The organism is uncultured Allobosea sp., assembly GCF_945956895.1.
GTDB lineage: Bacteria > Pseudomonadota > Alphaproteobacteria > Rhizobiales > Beijerinckiaceae > Allobosea.
This window is the reverse complement of record NZ_CAMFJF010000020.1, coordinates 1-18,698: the sequence shown is the minus strand read 5'-3', so window position 1 is coordinate 18,698 and position 18,698 is coordinate 1. Positions and strand designations below refer to the sequence as shown.

Here is an 18,698-nt window from a genome sequence, read left to right as displayed (position 1 = left end):
CGCCGCTTGCCATTGCCGGCTGTCGCAATGGCGATAAGCTGCCCATATTGTCCCATCCGGAACGAATGTGAGTGAGCCCATGAGCGCCCTGAGCCAAAGCGCCCTGACCCCCGAGGAGAAGAAGGTCACCGAGTGGCTGGCAAGCCGCAAGGAGGGCATGGTCGCGCTGCTGCGCGAGCTCGTCGATACCGACTCGGGTTCCTACGACAAGGCCGGCGTCGACCGGGCCGGCGATGTCGTCGCGCGCTTCCACAAGGCGAACGGGCTCGATGTCGAGATCGTGCCGGACAGCCGCTTCGGCGACGCGGTCCGGGCGCGCCTGCCCAACCCCACCGCCAATGACCAGCGTCCGGTCATGCTGCTCGGCCATCGCGACACCGTCTTCCCGCAGGGCGAGCCGACGCGCCGGCCCTTCACGATCAAGGGCGCGCGCGCCTATGGGCCGGGCGTCGCCGACATGAAGGCGGGGGTGATGATCTCGGCCTTCGTCGCAGCCGCCTTCGCCGAATGCGGCGGCCTGGCCGCGCCGCTGCTGATGCTGACGACCAGCGACGAGGAGATCGGCTCGCCGTCGTCGCGTCCGGTGATCGAGGCGGCTGCGCGCGAGTCGCGCTGCGTCTTCAATGCCGAGCCCAGCCGCTTGCCGGCCGGCACCGATTTCGCCAGGGATCAGAAGCAGTCCGTCACCAGCGGCCGCAAGGGCGGCGTCTTCATGCGCGCCGAATTCACCGGCAAGCCGGCCCATTCCGGTGCGAATTACGAGAAAGGCGCCTCAGCCATCGTCGATCTCGGCCACAAGATCCCGAAGCTCCAGGGGCTTACCGATCTGGAGAAGGGCATCACCGTCAATGTCGGCCTGATCGGCGGCGGCCAGACCGTCAACACCATCGCGCCCAGCGCCTGGTGCGAGATCGACCTGCGCTATGTCACCGCCGCCCAGCGCGACGAGATGGTCGGCAAGATCAAGGCGATCGTCGAGGCGCCGGAGGTGGCCGGCACCAGCGCCGTGCTCTCGATCAAGGGTGAGTTCCTGCCGCTGGAGCGCTCCTCGGAATCGGCCGCGCTCTACGACACCTATCGCGAGGCGGCGGCCGCCTTCGGCATTGGTGTCACCGCGGAATTCACCGGCGGCTGCGCCGATTCCGGTTTCACCGCCGCACAGGGCACCCCGACCTTGTGCAGTGTTGGCCCGATCGGCGGCATGGCCCATACGCCGGACGAGTTCCTGGAAGTCGAGAGTATCGTCCCGGCGGCGCAGGTGCTGGCGCTTGCCGTGATGCGGGCCGCCGCCAAGGTGGGGTGACGGCGAGCAGCCGTCATGCTCGGGCTTGACCCGAGCATCTCAGGCAGAATGGAGCGCTTCCAGCCAGAGCGATCTCGTCACGAGACGGCCGGGTCAAGCCCGGCCATGACGGCGGGCGCTCAGAACGCCTCTTCCCAATCCCGGCTGAGGCGCATCGCACAGTTGATCAGGCCGACATGCGAATAGGTCTGCGGAAAATTGCCCCAGAGCTCGCCTGTCTTCAGGTCGGCATCCTCCGAGAGCAGGCCGAAGCTGTTGCGCCGCTGCAGGATGCGTCCGAACAGTTCCTTGGCTTCGTCGCTGCGCCCGATCGCATTGAGCGCATCGACATACCAGAAGGCGCATATCAGGAAGCCGGTGTGCATGTAGCCGAAATCATCCTGCGTGGCGTAGCGCAGCAGCAGGTCGCCGCGCTTGAGATCGCGGCCGATCGCCTCGACGGTGGCGACGAAGCGGGCGTCGTCCGGCTTGACGAAGCCAAGCTCGGCGAGCAGCAGCAAGGTAGCGTCGAGATCCTCGCCGCCGAAGGTCGAGGCGAAATGGCCCTTCGTCTCATTCCAGATCTGCTCGGCGATGGTGCTCTTCAGGCGCTTGGCCTCGCTCTTCCAGAATTCCTTGCGGTCGGCGCGCCCGAGCGTACCGGCGATGCGCGCGAGCCGGTCGCAGGCCGCCCAACACATCACGCTGGAGAAGGAATGCACCGCCTCCTTCTCGCGCAATTCCCACGGGCCGGCATCGGGCTTGTCGAACACGGCGATGGCGAGCTCGCCCATGCGTTCGAGCTGCCCGAACAATGTCTCCTTGCCGGGCTGGATCAGCCGTCGGTCGAAGAAGGAATGCGTCGCCGCCAGCACGACCGCACCATAGCCGTCATTCTGGATCTGCACGGCCGCGCCGTTGCCGAAGCGCACCGGCTTGTGCCCGCGATAGCCTGACAGGTTGCTCGCCTCGAACTCGGTGAGCGAGCCGCCGCGCGTGATCGGATAGAGCGGCGGCAGATGCTCGGCGCCGCTTTCGGAGAAGGTGTCGACGATATTGGTGATGAAGCCGAGATAGTCCTCCATCGTCCGCGTCGTGCCGAGCCGGTTCAGCGCATGCACGACGAAATAGGCGTCGCGCAGCCAGCAATAGCGATAGTCCCAGTTGCGCTGGGTGCCCGGCGCCTCCGGGATCGAGGTCGTCAAGGCCGCGACGATCGCGCCCGTTTCCTCGAAGGAGCAGAGCTTCAGCGTGATCGCGGCCCGGATCACCTCCTTCTGATACTCGAAGGGGATCGAGAGCGAGCGCACCCAGTCGTGCCAGTAGTCGGTAGTCTTGTCGAGGAACTCGCGCGAGGTCGTCTCGATCTCGGCGCGCAGCGCCTCGTCGGGGCCGATGAAGAAGGAATAGGCCTGGTCCACGGCGAAGGGCGTACCCTCGACGACATAGGAGAGCGGTGCGTTGGTCGTGAGTCTTATCGTCTGGTCGGCGCCGACGAAGCGGACATGGTTGGAGCCGCGGGTGATCTCGTCCGGCTTCTCGCCGATGCCGAGACAGGGCTTGACCAGCACGCGGATACGCGGCCGGCCCGAGACGCGCCGGACTCGGCGCACCAGCTGCGGCGGCCGGAAGAAACGCTCGTAGCGGACGAAGCGCGGCGCGAAATCGAGGATCTCGATCGCGTTGCCCTGGTCGTCCGAGAGCACGGAGGACAGGATCGCGGTGTTGTCGAGATAACCCTGCTCGCAGCGCGTCATGCCGACGAGCTCGATCCCGAAGAAGCCCTTTTCGGGGTCGGCATCGCCGCCCTCGGCCTGGTTGTCGATCAGCGAGCAAAACACGGGGTCGCGGTCGAAGCGCGGGAAGCAGCCCCAGACGATGCGGGCGCGGCGGTCGATAAGGGCGGCAATCGAGCAATTGCCGATCACGCCGAGGTCGAGCGAGGCGGAGTGCTGCCCCGCGGCCGAGGTCGTCACGGTCATGGTCGGTCAATCCTGCTTGAAGCTGGCAGCGGAAAGATGGCCGCTTTCGGCGGCTTCGAGAAGGATATGCCTGAGCGCGGTGGGCGAAGGCAGCCGGCAGGTGGCATGGCTTTCGCGGTCCGTGCCGATGCGGACGGAGATTCCGCCCATGGCGTTGACCGCCTCGAACCCGTCCTCGTCGGTGATGTCGTCGCCGATAAAGACCGGCCGGCGGCCGGCATAGGTCGGGGTCGCCATCAGCCAGGCGATGGCATGGCCCTTGCTGGCACCGGCCGGAACCAGCTCGGCGACGGCTTTCCCTTCCTGCAGGCGCATGCCCGGCCCCATTCGCTTGGCGATGCCGCGCATCAGAGCCAGAGCTTCGTCCTCCAGTGCCGGAGCGAGGCGCCAATGCAGCGCGACGGAAATGCGCTTGTCCTCGACGATGATGCCGACATGGCTGTTGGCGAAGCGGACGAGATCGCGCAGGGCGGCGCGGATGCCCTCATGGGAGTCGGCCCGCGAAAGGATCTCGTCGCCGACGCGAATCTGGGCGCCGTGGAGTCCGGCGGTGTCGAAGCGGTGCGGTGCCAGCATCTCGTCGAGAAAACCGATGGGGCGGCCTGAGACCAGCGCCAGCGCGCCGCCGAGCTGCGTGCGCAGCGTTGTCAGCGCCGGAGCCACGCGCCGGTCGAGCTGGACATCCTCCGGAGAGGGCGCAATCTCCACGAGCGTTCCATCGAAATCGAGGAACAGAGCGATTTCACGATCCGCGAGAGCGATCTCGTGAACGTTTGCAGCGATATCGGGTTCGATCAAGGTCGTCATCGTCTCGTATCTGGGCAGAGAAGGCGGCAGAAGAGCGGCCATACAGCCAAGGACATCCTTTTCTGTCTTTTCGACGGGCCGCGGCCTTGTCGAAAATAGGGTTCGAGGGGTTGCCTCGATCTGTCGAAAGCCTACCATGTCGTCGCGATTTCACCGCACGGCTGCCACAGCGCTGCCATGTGACCGCGTCCGCACCACGGAAACATTACGCTTTCGGAAGCGTTCTGTTCCTGCCGCCGATGGCGAAATGCGGGCGGCCCCTGCCGGAGAATGCGAGTTTATGCGTCTTGTCATCGTTTCCAACCGCGTCACGATTCCCGATCGCCATGAAAAGGTGATGGCGGGAGGTCTGGCCGTCGCGTTGCGCGAGGCGCTGGAGCAGCGGGGCGGCCTCTGGTTCGGCTGGAGCGGGACGGTGAGCGAGAGCGGCCCGACGCAGGTCCGGCAGGTCGAGCATGGCAATGTCACCTACGCCGTCACCGATCTCAGCGAGGCCGAGCGGCAGAGCTACTATCTCGGCTTCTCGAACCGGGCGCTCTGGCCATTGATGCATTATCGCCTGGGCCTGACCGAGTTCCAGCGCAGCGACTACATGGGCTATCTCGGCGTCAATCGCCGCTTCGCCCGTGCGCTCGCCGGGCTGATCAAACCCGACGACCTCATCTGGATTCACGACTACCACCTGATCCCGCTGGCGGCGGAGCTGCGCCGGCGCGGCGTCACCAACCGTATCGGCTATTTCCACCACATCCCCTGGCCGGCGGCCGAGGTCATCGGCGCCTTGCCCTTCAGCGCGACCTTGATCCGCACCATGGCCGCCTATGATCTCGTCGGCATGCAGACCGAAGTCGACGCCCGCAATCTGATCGGCGGGCTGGTGTCGCTCTGCGGTGCCCGCTCGGACGGAAGGCGCGTGCGGCTCGGCGCCCGCGAAACGTCGGTGCAGGCCTTCCCGATCGGCATCGATGTCGAAGGCTTCCGCCGGCTTGCGGTCGCCTCCGCCCGCCAGGCTGCGACGCCGCTTCGCGCCACCAAGGAATCGCTGGGCGAGCGCAAGCTGGTCATCGGCGTCGACCGGCTCGACTATTCCAAGGGCATCGTGCAGCGCCTCGAAGCCTTCGGCGAGTTTCTGCGCAACCACCCCCAGGAACGCGGCCGGGTCAGCCTGCTGCAGATCGCGCCGCCCTCGCGCAGCGACGTGCCCGAATATGCCGAACTCGACCGCCAGTCCGACGAAGTCACCGGACGCCTCAACGCCCAGCTCGGCGAGTTCGACTGGACGCCGATCCGCGTGGTCAAGAAGGCCTATTCGCGCAAGGCGCTGGCGGGCTTCTATCGCCGCGCTCAGGTTGGCCTGGTCACGCCGATGCGCGACGGCATGAACCTCGTCGCCAAGGAATATATCGCGGCGCAGGACCCTGCCGACCCCGGCGTGCTCGTGCTCTCGCGCTTCGCCGGCGCCGCCCAGCAGATGGACGAGGCGCTGATCGTGAACCCGTTTGATTCCTATGAGGTGGCGGAAGCGATCCGCACCGCACTCGCCATGCCGAAGAGCGAGCGTATCCGGCGCTTCGAGAAGCTCTATGCTGTCATCGCCTCGACCGATATTGACTGGTGGACGCGGCAATACCTGCTGGCGCTGTCGGGGGAGGATGCCGTCGCCGAGGCGCCGGTCGCCGGCGGTGCGCGCAAGGAGCCGCGAGCCGGGGCGCGGCGAGCAAACCGGGGCGAGGCATCCGCCGCGTCATCGGCTGGGCCGGAAGCCGGTGTACGCAAGATGTCGGCAGGGGCGGGCCGCAAGCAGAGGGCTTTTGGGAGCTCTCATCTCACGTTGGTGCGTCCCTGAGACTTGGCGCTGAGGCCCGGAAACGACCGAAATCTTGGGGGGATGCTGGGGATCTTGCTCGCGGCCCTTGCCGAATAAGGTCTTTCGTCGCTAGAAGGCAGCATGATCGGAGTGGGCGACTCAGGTCTGGACAGGCATCGTATCGTCGATGGCTGAGGAGGCGGGCGGAGGGCTGAGATCGATGCGAGGCGCTCTCGGAGGACCGGGCGTTCTGTTGCGCCGTCTCCGCGAGGTCATGGCGGCATCGATCAGTCCGCAGGAGCGGCTGGATCGCCTCGTCGTCCTGATCGCCGGCAATCTCGTCGCCGAGGTCTGTTCCGTCTACGTCCTGCGCGAGGACGGCTCCCTCGAGCTCTACGCCACCGAAGGTCTCAACCGCGAGGCGGTCCACCTCACCACCATGCGCGCGGGCGAAGGCCTCGTCGGCCTGATCGCGAGCGAGGCCGAGCCCTTGGCCCTGTCGGACGCGCAGGCGCACCCCTCCTTCTCCTACCGTCCGGAGACGGGCGAAGAGGTCTATCGCTCCTTCCTCGGCGTGCCGATCCTGCGCGGCGGCGCCGTGATGGGCGTGCTCGTCATCCAGAACCGGGCCTCGCGGATCTATTCCGAGGAGGAGGTCGAGAGCCTCCAGACCACCGCCATGCTGATGGCGGAGATGATCGCGGCCGGCGGCCTCAAGTCGCTGGCGGCGCCGGGCGCCTCGATCGGCCTCGACCGGCCGATCCATGGCGTCGGCGTGGCGCTGGCCGATGGCGTCGGCCTCGGCCATGCCGTGCTGCATGAGCCGCGCGTCGCGATCACCAATCTCATCGCCGAGAATCCTGCGGCCGAGGTCGGCCGGCTCGAGGCGGCGATCGGCGAGATGCGCGCCTCGATCGACGAACTGGTCGAGCGCGGCGATGTCGCCCATACCGGCGAGCATCGCGACGTGCTCGAGACCTTCCGCATGTTCGCCCATGACCAGGGCTGGCTGCGCCGCATGCGCGAGGTCGTGATGACCGGCTTGACCGCCGAGGCGGCGGTCGAGCGCGTCCAGTCCGACACCCGCGCCAAGATGCTGCGCCAGACGGATCCCTATCTGCGCGAGCGGCTGCACGATCTCGACGATCTCGCCAATCGCCTGCTGCGCACGCTGGTCGGCAAGGCGAACGGGGTCGCCCGCGAGAACCTGCCGGAGAACGCCATCCTCGTCGCCCGCTCGATGGGGCCGGCGGCGCTGCTGGACTACGATCGCGCCCATCTGCGCGGGCTCGTGCTGGAGGAGGGCGGGCCGACCAGCCATATCGCCATCGTCGCCCGCGCGCTCGGCATCCCCGCCGTCGGCGAGGTCGTCAACGCGACGGCGCTGGTCGAGTCCGGCGACGCCATCATCGTCGACGGCCAGGCCGGCGAGGTGCAGATCCGCCCGCAGCCCGATGTCGAGAACGCCTACAAGGACAAGGCACGGCTGCGCGCCCGCAAGCAGAAACAGTATCAGAAGCTGAAGGAGCTGCCGGCGGTCACTCGCGACGGCGTCGACATCACCCTGCAGATCAATGCCGGCCTGATCGTCGACATGCCGAATATCGAGGCGACCGCGGCCTCCGGCATCGGCCTGTTCCGTACCGAATTGCAGTTCATGGTGGCGCAGCACATGCCGACCACCGCCGAGCAGCAGGCGCTCTACGCGGCCGTGCTGGAGGCTGCGGCCGAGCGTCCCGTCACCTTCCGCACGCTCGATATCGGTGGCGACAAGGTGCTGCCCTATATGGAGCGCGTCGAGGAGGAGAACCCGGCGCTGGGCTGGCGCGCGATCCGCATCGGCCTCGACAAGCCGCGGCTGCTTCGGGCGCAGGTGCGTGCGATGCTGCGCGCTGGCGCCGGTCGCGACCTCAAGATCATGCTGCCGATGGTCGCGACCACCGAGGAGTTCCGTCGCGCCCGCATGATCATCCGCCGCGAGCAGGTGATGCTGGAGAAGCAGGGCGTCGCGCCGCCGCGCGACCTGCGCGTCGGCGTCATGGTCGAGGTGCCCTCGCTGCTCTTCGAATTGCCGGAGATCGCGCGCGAGGCCGATTTCCTCTCGATCGGCACCAACGACCTCATGCAGTTCCTCTTCGCCGCCGATCGCGAGAACAAGCGCGTCGCCGATCGCTTCGATCCTCTGGGCGTCGGTCCGCTCCGGGCGCTGCGGCGCATCATCGAGGCTGCGGCCGAGACCGGTTGCCCCGTCACCGTCTGCGGCGAGATGGGCGGCAAGCCATTGGAGACTATGGCCCTGATCGGCCTGGGCTATCGCGGCTTCTCGATGTCGGCGGCCTCGATCGGGCCGGTCAAGGCGATGCTGCGCGCGCTCGATGCCGGCAAATTGCGCGAGCGCATGGACTGGATGCTGGCCTCGCCGGAAGGCGCGACCAACCTGCGCCCGCAGCTCGCGGCTTTCGCGGCCGAGTTCAAGGTTCCGGTCTAGCGACGTAGCTTGCGCCGTCGCCTCTTCCATTCGTTTCACGAGTTCACTGAATGTCCCTTCAGCTTCCTCAGGACCGTCTCGACGTCATCGTGGCGCGCCATGCCGCCGCGACCGACGAGATCAACCATGCGACCGAGGCCGCGCGCACCGTCGAGCTCGCCAAGGAACTGGCCGAGCTCGATCCGGTGGTCGCGGCGATCGCCTCCTGGCGGCAGGCGCAGGTCTCGCTGGAGGAGGCCGAGGCGCTGATCGCCGATCCCGCGACCGATGCCGAATTCCGCGACCTCGCCTATGAGGAGCGCGACGCGGCCCGCGCCGAGATCGACGCGCGCGCCCGCGAGATCCTGGTCGCCCTGCTGCCGAAGGATGCGGCCGACGAGCGCGGCGTCATCCTCGAGATCAGGGCGGGCACGGGCGGCGACGAGGCCTCGCTCTTCGCCGGCGACCTGCTGCGCATGTATCAGCGCCACGCCGCCCAGAAGGGCTGGAGCGTCGATATCCTCTCAGAGAGCGAGGGGACGATGGGTGGCTTCAAGGAGGTCGTCGCCGAGATCAACGGGCGCGGCGTCTATGCCAGGCTCAAGTTCGAATCCGGCGTCCATCGCGTCCAGCGCGTGCCGGATACCGAGGCGAGCGGGCGCATCCATACCTCCGCCGCGACGGTCGCAACCTTGCCGCTCGCGACCGATGTCGACGTCACCCTCAACGATGCCGATATCCGCATCGACACATTGCGTTCGGGCGGTGCCGGCGGCCAGCACGTCAACAAGACGGAATCGGCGGTGCGCCTCACCCATATCCCGACCAACACCGTCGTGCTGGTCCAGGACGAGCGTTCCCAGCACAAGAACAAGGCGCGGGCCTACGAACTCCTGCGCGCCAAGCTCTTCGACATGGAGCGCCTGCGCATCGATGCGGAACGCTCGGCCGATCGGCGTTCGCAGGTCGGCTCCGGCGATCGTTCGGAACGCATCCGCACTTACAACTTCCCGCAGGGGCGCGTGACCGACCATCGCATCAATCTGACCCTCTACAAGCTCGACGAGATGATGCAGGGGCTCGTCCTGGACGAGATCATCGATGCGCTGACTGCCGAGCATCAGGCGAAATTGCTCGCTGATGAAGGCGTCGTTTGAGATGAAACCAAATCGCGTCGAGAGCGTTGGTGACGTACCGACACCAGCGAAGAGGGGGATCTCCCATGATGAAGCTGTTTTCCGCTCTTGCCGTGGCTGGACTGATGACGACCGCGATGACGGCGACGTCGCAGGCCCAGGAAAGCAAGGTCTTCCGCAGGATGACCGCTGGGCAGCCCGCGCCGCTGCACGGCTCGATGACCCAGGCGCAGGCGCGCAAATCCTGTCAGATGGACTTGAGCGGCTCGCGCGAAAGCAAGAGCTCGCTGAATATCAAGATGCGCCAGTGCATGGACAAAAAGATGAACGGGACCATGTAGGTCCGCTCGTTCGTCCGGTTTCCTTAAAGGGGAGGGCGCCGTGCCGACCGTGAGGGAGGCGCGGCGCCTGGCCGTTCAAGCTTTGCGCGAAGCCGGCATCGAGTCGGCGGGGCTCGATGCACGACTACTGCTCGAAGGTGTGCTGGCTACGCGCGATCTCGATCCTGACCATACGCTCGATGCGGCAGCTGCCGCGGCTTTCGATGGCTTTCTGCGCCGTAGGCTCGCTCGGGAGCCCGTCTGGCGCATCCTCGGCGAGCGCGAGTTCTGGGGGCTGACCTTCCGCCTTTCGCCGGCGACGCTGGAGCCCCGGCCCGATAGCGAGACGATCGTCGAAGCGGCGCTCGTCCAGCTGGAAGGTCGCCGCGATGAAGCGCTGGCGCTGCTCGATCTCGGTACCGGCACCGGCTGCCTGCTGCTGGCGCTGCTCAGCGAATTGCCGCGGGCGCGCGGTCTCGGCATCGACCTGTCGGATGAAGCCTGCCGGACCGCGGCCGGCAATGCCGCGCTTAACGGTCTGGAGAACCGGGTGGCATTCCGGCAGGGGAACTGGACCGAAGGCCTCGTCGGCCCCTTCGATCTCATCGTCTCGAACCCGCCCTATATCCCCTTGGCCGAGATCGCGACGCTTTCCGTCGAGGTCCGCGAGCACGATCCCATGCTGGCGCTCGACGGCGGTGCCGATGGGCTCGGTCCCTACCGCCTCTTCGCATCGTCGCTGCCGCCCTTGCTGGCGCCGGGCGGCGTCATCGTTCTGGAAATCGGGGCAGGGCAGGGGCCGGATGTCGTTGCGTTGATGCAGGCGGGAGGGCTTGAATTCCGGGGCAGCCGCTACGATCTTGGAGGGCATGAGCGGGCACTCATCTTCACGCTCGCTTGAGAATGCACAGGCTTTTGGTCGATTTCGCTTGGAGAAGCAGCCAAAAGCAGCTATGCAGCATTCAGCCGAAGCTGGTGGCGTCAGAGCCGGGCTTCTGGGCAGTTCCCGATCGTACAGGATTTGCTCGAGTTCGGCATCGTTTGCGGGCGTGTTCCCGGGATGGTGCAGCTGACAAGCCGGATGGAGCCCCGAAGGCGCGTGGCGCCGATCGGCTCGTGGGGTTGAAGCCCCTTTTTTGGAAAAGAGCGCGTGAAGACCAGGAACGGCGTATCGCCCCTTCAGGTCACCTTAGCACGACACAGCGTCGCAACCCGCTGTGCTTCGCGACGCGCATGACGGCACCACGGTTGCTTTGAACACAGAAGCGCGAGACAGACGCGAATGAGACCAGGTCAGAACCGGCGTATGCGCGGCCGCAACAATAACAGCGGCAACAATAACGGTAATCGCAAATCTCCCAACCCGCTGCAGCGTAGCTACGAATCCAACGGGCCGGACGTAAAGGTTCGCGGTACGGCGCAAAATGTCGCCGAGAAGTATCTGCAGCTTGCGCGTGATGCCCAGTCTTCGGGTGATACCGTTGCTGCTGAGAGTTACTTCCAGTACGCTGAGCACTATTATCGCATCCTGCTTGCGGCGCAGGAGCAGATGACTCAGCAGTTTGGCCATTCCTTCCCACCGAACCGCGCCTTCGTCGAAGATGCGGACGAGGGCGAGGAAGAGGGCGACGAGGAAGGCCAGGCCTTCCAGCCCGGCACCGGCCCGCAGCCGGAGATGCGCTCCAATGGCTACGGCAACCCGAATGGCTATAACGGCCATGGCGGCCAGCGTGCCGAGGGCGACGGCAGTGAAGGCCAGCAGCAGGGCGGCCAGCGCTTTGATCGCCAGAACCGCCGCGAGCGTTTCAACAACGACCGCAACAACAATAACAACGAGCGTCGCTTCGATCGCCAGGATCGCGGCGAGCGTCGTTTCGACCGCAATGCCGAGGGCGGACAGGGCGCTCCCGGCGGCTATGCGCCGCGCCCCGACGCGCCGCGCTCCGACATCCCGGTCAGCGAAGGCGGCGCCATCGAGGCGGCTCCCGAGCAGGCCCAGGGCGAGCCGCGTCGTTTCGAGCGCCCGGAGCGGAGCGAGCGTCCCCAGCGCGAGCGTCGCCCGCGCCGCGAGCGTGAAGCCGAGGCCGATGCGGGTGACGACGTCGCCGCCGCACTGCCGTCCTTCCTGACCAACCCCGTGCGTGTTGTTGCGCCGGAGCCGGTCGAGGCCCCGGCAGCCGAGCCGGTTGCAGCCGACGCGCCTGCCGAGGAGGCTGCGGAAGCGGCGCCGAAGCGCACCCGCCGCCGCCGTTCGCCGCGCGAGGTCATGGATGCGCTGGGCTCGGAGACGGACGGCTCTGCCGAGTAAGCCGTTCCCGGGGCAGCGTTTGGATATGAGAAAGGGCCCTCTCGGGCCCTTTTTCTTTGCTGCACGTTGCCGATACCCGTTGGGACGGCCGTCATGCTCGGGCTTGACCCGAGAATCCCGTGCAAGATGAGGCGCCTCTCCTTCCTGAGATGCGCGGGTCAAGCCCGAGCATGACGGCCGAGTGTCAGGCGATGCCGAGTTCGGCCGGCGCGTCCGCGGCCGTCAGCCTGTCGCCTTCGCTCAGCGTGCCTTCGGCGAGGATGCGGCAATAGATGCCGCAATCGACATGGCCGTAATTCTTCATCAGCGCCCTCGGGATCTGCATGTCGCGCGCGCCGGTCTCGGGGTCGACATTGGTCGCGGCGCAGCGCTCGATCCGCTTGATCACCTGCAGGCGCAGGCCGCCCGGGCCGGTCAACTCGCGGTCGACAAGATCGTTCTCGGCCCAGGGTGCAAGACCGCTGACCATCAGGTTGCCGCGGAAGCGCAGGGGATCGACGGGCTGGCCCAGGCGCGCTTCGAGATCGGCGACGCTGGCGAGGTTGATGATCGAGACGAAGCCGGAGCGTGAATCGGTGAAGCGGTAAGTCGGCGGCGCGGTCAGCAGCTTCGGCTCGCCGCGCAGCTCCTCGGGCATGAAGCCCGTGAAGAAGCGCGAGATTGCGGCATGGCCCTCTTCGTTGGCGGTCGCCGCGCGGAGCACCTCCTGCCCATCTTCATGGATGACGAGATCGCCGCTGGCGTCGTCGTAGCGGGTCTTGAGCCGGGCCAGCGACTCGTTGCGCATCAGCATGAGGTACTTGATCTTGGGCTGATGCACGGGCTCGGCCACATCGAAGCCGGAGGGGCCGTTCTCGATGGCGAAAAGCCTATCGCCCGGGAAAAAGCCGCCGGCCGGCAATGCTGCGCGCTTGAGCCGTTCCGGCGAGAGCCCCTTCACGGGATAGCGGTAGAGTGTCTCGATGCGCATGGTCGGGTCCGGCTGAGGCAAGGTGGCGGACCATAGCCGTACTAGGCGGTCCTGACAGATCAAATTCTGTATCCGTTTCGATCAGTTCCCGGCATCGGCCCGAATAGTGGGAATCGGCCTTCGGGGGAGCCGATGCCACATTACTCGTCTTCGCCGTCACTGACCGAACGCTGGCAGCCCCAGCCGGCGAGCACGGCATCGGTGTCATCCGCGACGAAGAAGCGGGCGGCGTCGCGGTCGTAGCCCTCTCCCAGCAAGCGCTCGTAATCGGTATGGACATGGCGGACATGGCTGCCGAGCGCGAGCCAGAGCGCGGTCGAGGGTGGCAGGTCCTTCATGTGGCGCCGCTCCGCCAAGGCGACCACGGCCTCGGCATCGGACAGCGGAATGCCCGGCGCCACCGCCCTCAAGGCTTTCCGAATCGCCTGCTGTCGCTTGGTCCCGGCCATGCCCGATCTGTGCCCGCCGCTTGCGCCAGGTCAATTCTGCGGCGGCCCTCTTCCGTTGCGCCAATGTCACACTATCTTGGAGGGCGAGGGGCGGCCCATCGCGGCGCCCCATCCTGATGAAAGGGCAGCAGGTTCACGTTGCTACGGGGCGTGGCCTGCGGGCGGAGTGATTTGAATGAATATTGAGAAATATACCGATCGCGCGAAGGGTTTCCTCCAGGCGGCGCAGACGATCGCCTTGCGGGAGGGGAACCAGCAGTTCACCCCCGAACATCTTCTGAAGGCCCTGCTCGACGACAACGAGGGCATGGCGGCGGGTCTGATCGACCGGGCCGGCGGCCAGTCGCGCGTCGCCTTGCAGCTTGTCGACCAGGCGCTGGCCAAGCTGCCGAAGGTCTCGGGCGGTTCGGGCGGGCTCAACCTGACGCCGGGCCTCGCACGCGTCTTCGATACTGCCGAGAAGGCGGCGGAGAAGGCCGGCGATAGCTTCGTCACGGTCGAGCGGCTTTTGCTGGCTCTCGCGATCGAGAAGGACAGCGAGGCGGGCAAGGCGCTGTCGAAGGCCGGCGTGACGCCGCAGGCACTGAATGCCGCGATCGAGGCGATCCGCAAGGGCCGCACCGCCGATTCCGCGTCGGCCGAGCAGGCCTATGACGCGCTGAAGAAATACGCGCGCGATCTCACCGCCGCGGCGCGCGAGGGCAAGCTCGACCCGGTGATCGGCCGCGACGAGGAGATCCGCCGCACCATCCAGGTGCTGTCGCGCCGGACCAAGAACAATCCCGTCCTGATCGGCGAGCCTGGCGTCGGCAAGACCGCCATCGCCGAGGGCCTCGCCTTGCGCATCGTCAATGGCGACGTGCCCGAGAGCCTGAAGGACAAGGAGCTGCTCGCTCTCGACATGGGCTCGCTCATCGCCGGTGCGAAATATCGCGGCGAGTTCGAGGAGCGGCTGAAGGCCGTGCTGACCGAGGTCTCGTCCTCCGATGGCGGCGTCATCCTGTTCATCGACGAGATGCACACCCTCGTCGGCGCCGGCAAGACCGACGGCGCGATGGATGCGTCGAACCTGCTGAAGCCGGCACTCGCCCGTGGTGAACTGCACTGCGTCGGCGCGACCACGCTCGACGAGTATCGCAAATATGTTGAGAAGGACGCTGCGCTGGCGCGGCGCTTCCAGCCCGTCTTCGTCGAGGAGCCGACGGTCGAGGACACCATCTCGATCCTGCGCGGTCTCAAGGAGAAGTACGAACAGCATCACCGCGTCCGCATCACGGATTCGGCGTTGGTCTCGGCTGCGACCTTGTCGAACCGCTACATCACCGACCGCTTCCTGCCCGACAAGGCGATCGACCTCGTCGACGAAGCCTCGGCCCGCCTGCGCATGCAGGTCGACTCGAAGCCCGAGGAACTGGATTCGATCGACCGCGAGATCGTCCGTCTCAAGATCGAGCAGGAGGCGCTCAAGAAGGAGAGCGATGCCGGCTCGAAGGAGCGGCTGAAGCGGCTCGAATCCGAGCTGGCCGACCTGGAGTCGCGTTCAGACACCATCACGGCCAAGTGGAAGGCCGAGAAGGACAAGCTCGGCCACGCCGCGGAGATCAAGACCAAGCTCGACAATGCCCGCAACGAGCTCGCTCAGGCGCAGCGCAAGGGCGAGTACCAGCGGGCAGGCGAGCTCGCCTATGGCGAGATCCCGCAGCTCGAGAAGAAGCTGACCGAGATCGAGGAGAAGGGCGAGAGCGCCGGCATGGTCGAGGAGGCGGTGACGCCCGATCACGTGGCTGCCGTCGTCTCGCGCTGGACCGGCGTGCCGGTCGACCGGATGCTCGAAGGCGAGAAGGAGAAGCTGCTCCGCATGGAGGAGGTTCTCGGTGCCCGCGTCGTCGGGCAGAAGGAGGCGGTGGAGGCGGTGTCGACCGCGGTTCGGCGTGCCCGTGCGGGCTTGCAGGACCCGAACCGTCCGATCGGTTCCTTCATGTTCCTCGGCCCCACAGGCGTCGGCAAGACCGAGCTGACCAAGGCGCTCGCCTCGTTCCTGTTCGACGACGACACGGCGCTCGTGCGCATCGACATGTCCGAGTACATGGAGAAGCACTCGGTCGCCCGGTTGATCGGCGCGCCTCCCGGCTATGTCGGCTATGAGGAGGGCGGGGCCCTGACGGAAGCCGTGCGGCGCCGGCCCTATCAGGTCGTGCTGTTCGACGAGGTCGAGAAGGCGCATCCGGACGTGTTCAACGTCCTGCTGCAGGTGCTCGACGACGGCCGCCTGACCGATGGCCAGGGCCGCACCGTCGATTTCCGCAACGTGCTGATCATCATGACCTCGAATCTCGGTTCGGAATTCCTGGTGAACCAGCCCGACGGCCAGGACAGCGATGCCGTCCGCGACGAGGTCATGGGCGTGGTCCGCCACGCCTTCCGGCCGGAATTCCTGAACCGGATCGACGACATCATCCTGTTCCATCGCCTGCGGCGGAATGACATGGACGCGATCGTCGATATCCAGATGGCCCGGCTGCAGAAGCTGCTGGTCGATCGCAAGATCACGCTCGAGCTTTCCAAGGAGGCGCGCGAGTGGCTGGCGGACAAGGGTTACGACCCGGCCTATGGCGCGCGCCCATTGAAGCGCGTGATCCAGAAGTCGGTGCAGGATCCCCTGGCGGAAGCCATCCTCGCGGGCGACATCGTCGACGGCGAGGACGTGCCGATCACCGTCGGGCCGGGCTCGCTGATGCTGGGGGCCGTTCCCGGCGTGAAGGAGAAGCGCCCGGCTGGCGTGGCGCTGAACTGACGCGGTTGCCTTCCCTTCTCCCCTTGCGGGAGAAGGTGGCTCGGCGAAGCCGAGACGGATGAGGGGTCGCGTGGCCTTTTCTGTCATTGCGAGGAGCGAAGCGACGAAGCAATCCATGGGAACGGTTGAACCGTTTACCTGGACTGCTCCGCTACGCGCGCAATGACGGTGACCGTCGCGCGACCCCTCACCCCAACCCTCTCCCGCAAGGGGAGAGGGGGCAGGTTGGTGCTATCCCCGCTTCAGCAGAAACACCGCCTGCGCGCCGAACAGGTTCCAGAACCACCAGGGTGCGTTGACGCCGACCCGGCCGCCGGCGGCGTCGAGCGCCACCGCGCGCTCCTTGCGGGCGCCGATCTGGTCGCACAGCGTGACGAAGTCGCGGATCGTGCAGAAATGGATATTGGGCGTGTCCCACCAGGCATAGGGCAGGGCGTCCGTCACCGGCATCCGCCCCTGGAAGAACACCTGCGAGCGCATCCGCCAATGCCCGAAATTCGGGAAGGAGACGATGGCGTGCCGGCCGATGCGCAGCATCTGCTCCAGCACGAGGCGGGGATTGCGCGTCGCCTGGATCGTCTGTGAGAGGATGACGTAGTCGAACGAGTCATCGGGATAGTCGCCGAGGTCGGTATCGGCGTCACCCTGGATCACCGAGAGCCCGCGCGCGACGCAATCCGCCACGCCCTCGCGCGACAATTCGATGCCGCGCGCATCGACCCGACGGGTCTCGGCCAGCAACGCCAACAGGGCGCCGTCACCGCAGCCGACATCAAGCACGCGCGTGCCCGGCTGCACCATCTCGGCGACGAGCCTCAGGTCGATGCGGTTGGTCTGGGTGCTGTCGGGGAGGGTCATCCGGAAAGGCTTTCTTTCGCGCGGAATCCACTGCCGTCATTCCGGGGCGGGCCAAAGGCCCGAGCCCGGAACCCAGAACCGCAGTTTCTGTTCATCAAGCCGCCTGCCAGCCGATGCCCTCTGGATGAATGGCATCGGTTCTGGGTTCCGGGCTCATCGCTGCGCGATGCCCCGGAATGACGGCAGGGTTTCCGCATTCTCAAAGCCCCCGCGCCCGTGCCGCCGCGCCGATGAAGCCGCGTGTCGTGGCGAAGAGATTGGGCTCTTCCAGCAGGAAGGCGTCGTGACCCTTGTCGCTCTCCAGCTCGACGAAGGAGACCGAGGCGCCGGCCGCGTTGAGCGCGTGCACGATCGCGCGTGAATCCGCCGTCGGGAACAGCCAGTCGGAAGTGAAGGAGGCCACGCAGAAGCGCGTCTTGGTGCCCGCGAAGGCCCGGGCCAGTACGCCGTCATGGTCGGCGGCGAGGTCGAAATAATCCATCGCCCGCGTCACGTAGAGATAGGAATTGGCGTCGAAGCGCTCGACGAAGCTCAGCCCTTGATGGCGGAGGTAACTCTCCACTTGAAAGTCGGCGTCGAAGGAGAAGGTCGGCGCTTCCCGGTCCTGCAATTTGCGGCCGAACTTGCGGTGCAGCGCCTGCTCCGAGAGATAGGTGATATGCGCGCCCATCCGCGCGACCGACAGCCCCTTGGCCGGGCGCGTGCCCTCTTCGAGATAGCGCCCCTGCCGCCATTCCGGATCGGCCATCACCGCCTGCCGGCCGACTTCATGGAAGGCGATGTTCTGGGCTGAATGCTTGGCTCCCGTTGCCAGCGGCAGCGCCGAGAACACGCGGCTCGGATAGCTCGCCGCCCATTGCAGCACCTGCATGCCGCCCATCGAGCCGCCGGCGACGCAGAACAACGTCTCGATGCCCAGGGAGTCGACGAGCGCCGCTTGCGCCCGCACCATGTCGCGGATGGTGACGACCGGGAAGGACAGGCCCCAGGGCTTGCCCGTGGCCGGGTTGGTCGAGGCCGGCCCGGTGGTGCCGGTGCAGCCGCCGATGACATTCGCGCAGATCACGAAGAAGCGGTCGGTATCGATCGGCTTGCCAGGCCCGATCATCGCCGTCCACCAGCCGCCCTTGCCGGTGATCGGGTTGCGGCTCGCGACATATTGGTCGCCGGTCAGGGCATGGCAGACCAGCACCGCGTTCGATTTCGCTGCATTCAACGTGCCATAGGTCTGGTAGGCGATCTGCCAATGGTCGAGCACCACCCCGCAATCCATCAAGAGCGGCGTCTCGGGCCCGAAGCGCGCGACCGGGCTGGAGGGTTCGTTCGCCTCCTTCTGCGGATCGGCCAGGCTGGGGGAGAGATCGCTCATATCGTCCGCTTCGGCAGTAGGATTTGTCTTGCCGGTCCAGGCGTTCGGAAAATCGAACTCTAGCGATGACCTGCCGAAGCGTTCCTGTCAACGCGGGACTGCGCGGCCGGCTTTGCCAAGGCGCGGCGGGAGCGCTAAGGAGCGTGGCC

At 66.6% G+C, this 18,698-nt stretch carries 14 protein-coding genes and 1 pseudogene; 9 read left to right on the top strand and 6 right to left on the bottom strand.

Annotated features, from left to right (window positions below):
• The first annotated feature begins 79 nt into the window (after nt 1-79).
• Entirely contained in the window at nt 80-1,303 is a 1,224-nt protein-coding gene (locus Q0Q02_RS13120; protein ID WP_293810060.1) for a M20 family metallopeptidase, read from the top strand.
• A gap of 119 nt (nt 1,304-1,422) precedes the next feature.
• Here the strand turns inward: Q0Q02_RS13120 and Q0Q02_RS13115 are convergent, their stop codons facing one another.
• Nucleotides 1,423-3,264, bottom strand: coding sequence for a glycoside hydrolase family 15 protein (locus Q0Q02_RS13115; protein WP_293810058.1), 1,842 nt, complete (start codon nt 3,262-3,264; stop codon nt 1,423-1,425).
• A gap of 6 nt (nt 3,265-3,270) precedes the next feature.
• Entirely contained in the window at nt 3,271-4,071 is an 801-nt protein-coding gene (gene otsB / locus Q0Q02_RS13110; protein WP_293810057.1) for a trehalose-phosphatase, read from the bottom strand.
• A gap of 280 nt (nt 4,072-4,351) precedes the next feature.
• Here otsB and Q0Q02_RS13105 point away from each other — a divergent pair, with 280 nt between their 5' ends.
• The 7 genes and pseudogenes from Q0Q02_RS13105 to Q0Q02_RS13075 all read left to right on the top strand — a co-directional run bounded on the left by Q0Q02_RS13105 (nt 4,352) and on the right by Q0Q02_RS13075 (nt 12,109).
• On the top strand, nt 4,352-5,917 hold the full coding sequence (locus tag Q0Q02_RS13105; RefSeq protein WP_293810055.1) for a trehalose-6-phosphate synthase: 1,566 nt from the start codon (nt 4,352-4,354) through the stop codon (nt 5,915-5,917).
• 181 nt (nt 5,918-6,098) lie between these two features.
• On the top strand, nt 6,099-8,366 hold the full coding sequence (ptsP, locus tag Q0Q02_RS13100) for a phosphoenolpyruvate--protein phosphotransferase (protein WP_293810053.1): 2,268 nt from the start codon (nt 6,099-6,101) through the stop codon (nt 8,364-8,366).
• 50 nt (nt 8,367-8,416) lie between these two features.
• Complete coding sequence (gene prfA / locus Q0Q02_RS13095) at nt 8,417-9,502, top strand: peptide chain release factor 1 (RefSeq protein WP_293810052.1); 1,086 nt, start codon at nt 8,417-8,419, stop codon at nt 9,500-9,502.
• A gap of 65 nt (nt 9,503-9,567) precedes the next feature.
• Nucleotides 9,568-9,822 (top strand): hypothetical protein, encoded by a 255-nt coding sequence (locus Q0Q02_RS13090; protein ID WP_293810051.1) that lies wholly within the window; start codon nt 9,568-9,570, stop codon nt 9,820-9,822.
• A 40-nt stretch (nt 9,823-9,862) separates the two neighbouring features.
• Nucleotides 9,863-10,702, top strand: coding sequence for a peptide chain release factor N(5)-glutamine methyltransferase (gene prmC, locus Q0Q02_RS13085; protein ID WP_293810050.1), 840 nt, complete (start codon nt 9,863-9,865; stop codon nt 10,700-10,702).
• A 381-nt stretch (nt 10,703-11,083) separates the two neighbouring features.
• Nucleotides 11,084-11,290: pseudogene (locus tag Q0Q02_RS23820) on the top strand (DUF4167 domain-containing protein); the annotation flags it as partial.
• Nucleotides 11,291-11,350: 60 nt separating this feature from the next.
• Entirely contained in the window at nt 11,351-12,109 is a 759-nt protein-coding gene (locus Q0Q02_RS13075; protein WP_293810046.1) for a hypothetical protein, read from the top strand.
• 184 nt (nt 12,110-12,293) lie between these two features.
• Here the strand turns inward: Q0Q02_RS13075 and Q0Q02_RS13070 are convergent, their stop codons facing one another.
• On the bottom strand, nt 12,294-13,079 hold the full coding sequence (locus tag Q0Q02_RS13070) for an MOSC domain-containing protein (RefSeq protein WP_293810045.1): 786 nt from the start codon (nt 13,077-13,079) through the stop codon (nt 12,294-12,296).
• Between the two features lie 140 nt (nt 13,080-13,219).
• Nucleotides 13,220-13,528 (bottom strand): DUF2293 domain-containing protein, encoded by a 309-nt coding sequence (locus tag Q0Q02_RS13065; RefSeq protein ID WP_293810043.1) that lies wholly within the window; start codon nt 13,526-13,528, stop codon nt 13,220-13,222.
• A gap of 175 nt (nt 13,529-13,703) precedes the next feature.
• Between Q0Q02_RS13065 and clpB the strand changes: the two genes are divergently transcribed.
• Nucleotides 13,704-16,322 (top strand): ATP-dependent chaperone ClpB, encoded by a 2,619-nt coding sequence (clpB, locus tag Q0Q02_RS13060; RefSeq protein WP_293810042.1) that lies wholly within the window; start codon nt 13,704-13,706, stop codon nt 16,320-16,322.
• A gap of 231 nt (nt 16,323-16,553) precedes the next feature.
• On the opposite strand, the gene metW is transcribed toward clpB, so the two are convergent.
• Together metW and Q0Q02_RS13050 are read right to left on the bottom strand one after the other, a co-directional pair.
• Nucleotides 16,554-17,180: a methionine biosynthesis protein MetW gene (gene metW / locus Q0Q02_RS13055; protein WP_293810040.1), complete on the bottom strand. Its 627-nt coding sequence runs from the start codon at nt 17,178-17,180 to the stop codon at nt 16,554-16,556.
• A gap of 199 nt (nt 17,181-17,379) precedes the next feature.
• On the bottom strand, nt 17,380-18,549 hold the full coding sequence (locus tag Q0Q02_RS13050; RefSeq protein WP_293810039.1) for a homoserine O-acetyltransferase: 1,170 nt from the start codon (nt 18,547-18,549) through the stop codon (nt 17,380-17,382).
• Nucleotides 18,550-18,698: the final 149 nt, after the last annotated feature.

Coding starts and splice junctions, on each gene's coding strand:
- Q0Q02_RS13120 (WP_293810060.1), top strand. CDS start 80: ATGAGCGCCCTGAGCCAAAGCGCCCTGACCCCCGAGGAGAAGAAGGTC.
- Q0Q02_RS13115 (WP_293810058.1), bottom strand. CDS start 3,264: ATGACCGTGACGACCTCGGCCGCGGGGCAGCACTCCGCCTCGCTCGAC.
- otsB (WP_293810057.1), bottom strand. CDS start 4,071: ATGACGACCTTGATCGAACCCGATATCGCTGCAAACGTTCACGAGATC.
- Q0Q02_RS13105 (WP_293810055.1), top strand. CDS start 4,352: ATGCGTCTTGTCATCGTTTCCAACCGCGTCACGATTCCCGATCGCCAT.
- ptsP (WP_293810053.1), top strand. CDS start 6,099: ATGCGAGGCGCTCTCGGAGGACCGGGCGTTCTGTTGCGCCGTCTCCGC.
- prfA (WP_293810052.1), top strand. CDS start 8,417: ATGTCCCTTCAGCTTCCTCAGGACCGTCTCGACGTCATCGTGGCGCGC.
- Q0Q02_RS13090 (WP_293810051.1), top strand. CDS start 9,568: ATGATGAAGCTGTTTTCCGCTCTTGCCGTGGCTGGACTGATGACGACC.
- Q0Q02_RS13075 (WP_293810046.1), top strand. CDS start 11,351: ATGACTCAGCAGTTTGGCCATTCCTTCCCACCGAACCGCGCCTTCGTC.
- Q0Q02_RS13070 (WP_293810045.1), bottom strand. CDS start 13,079: ATGCGCATCGAGACACTCTACCGCTATCCCGTGAAGGGGCTCTCGCCG.
- Q0Q02_RS13065 (WP_293810043.1), bottom strand. CDS start 13,528: ATGGCCGGGACCAAGCGACAGCAGGCGATTCGGAAAGCCTTGAGGGCG.
- clpB (WP_293810042.1), top strand. CDS start 13,704: ATGAATATTGAGAAATATACCGATCGCGCGAAGGGTTTCCTCCAGGCG.
- metW (WP_293810040.1), bottom strand. CDS start 17,180: ATGACCCTCCCCGACAGCACCCAGACCAACCGCATCGACCTGAGGCTC.
- Q0Q02_RS13050 (WP_293810039.1), bottom strand. CDS start 18,549: ATGAGCGATCTCTCCCCCAGCCTGGCCGATCCGCAGAAGGAGGCGAAC.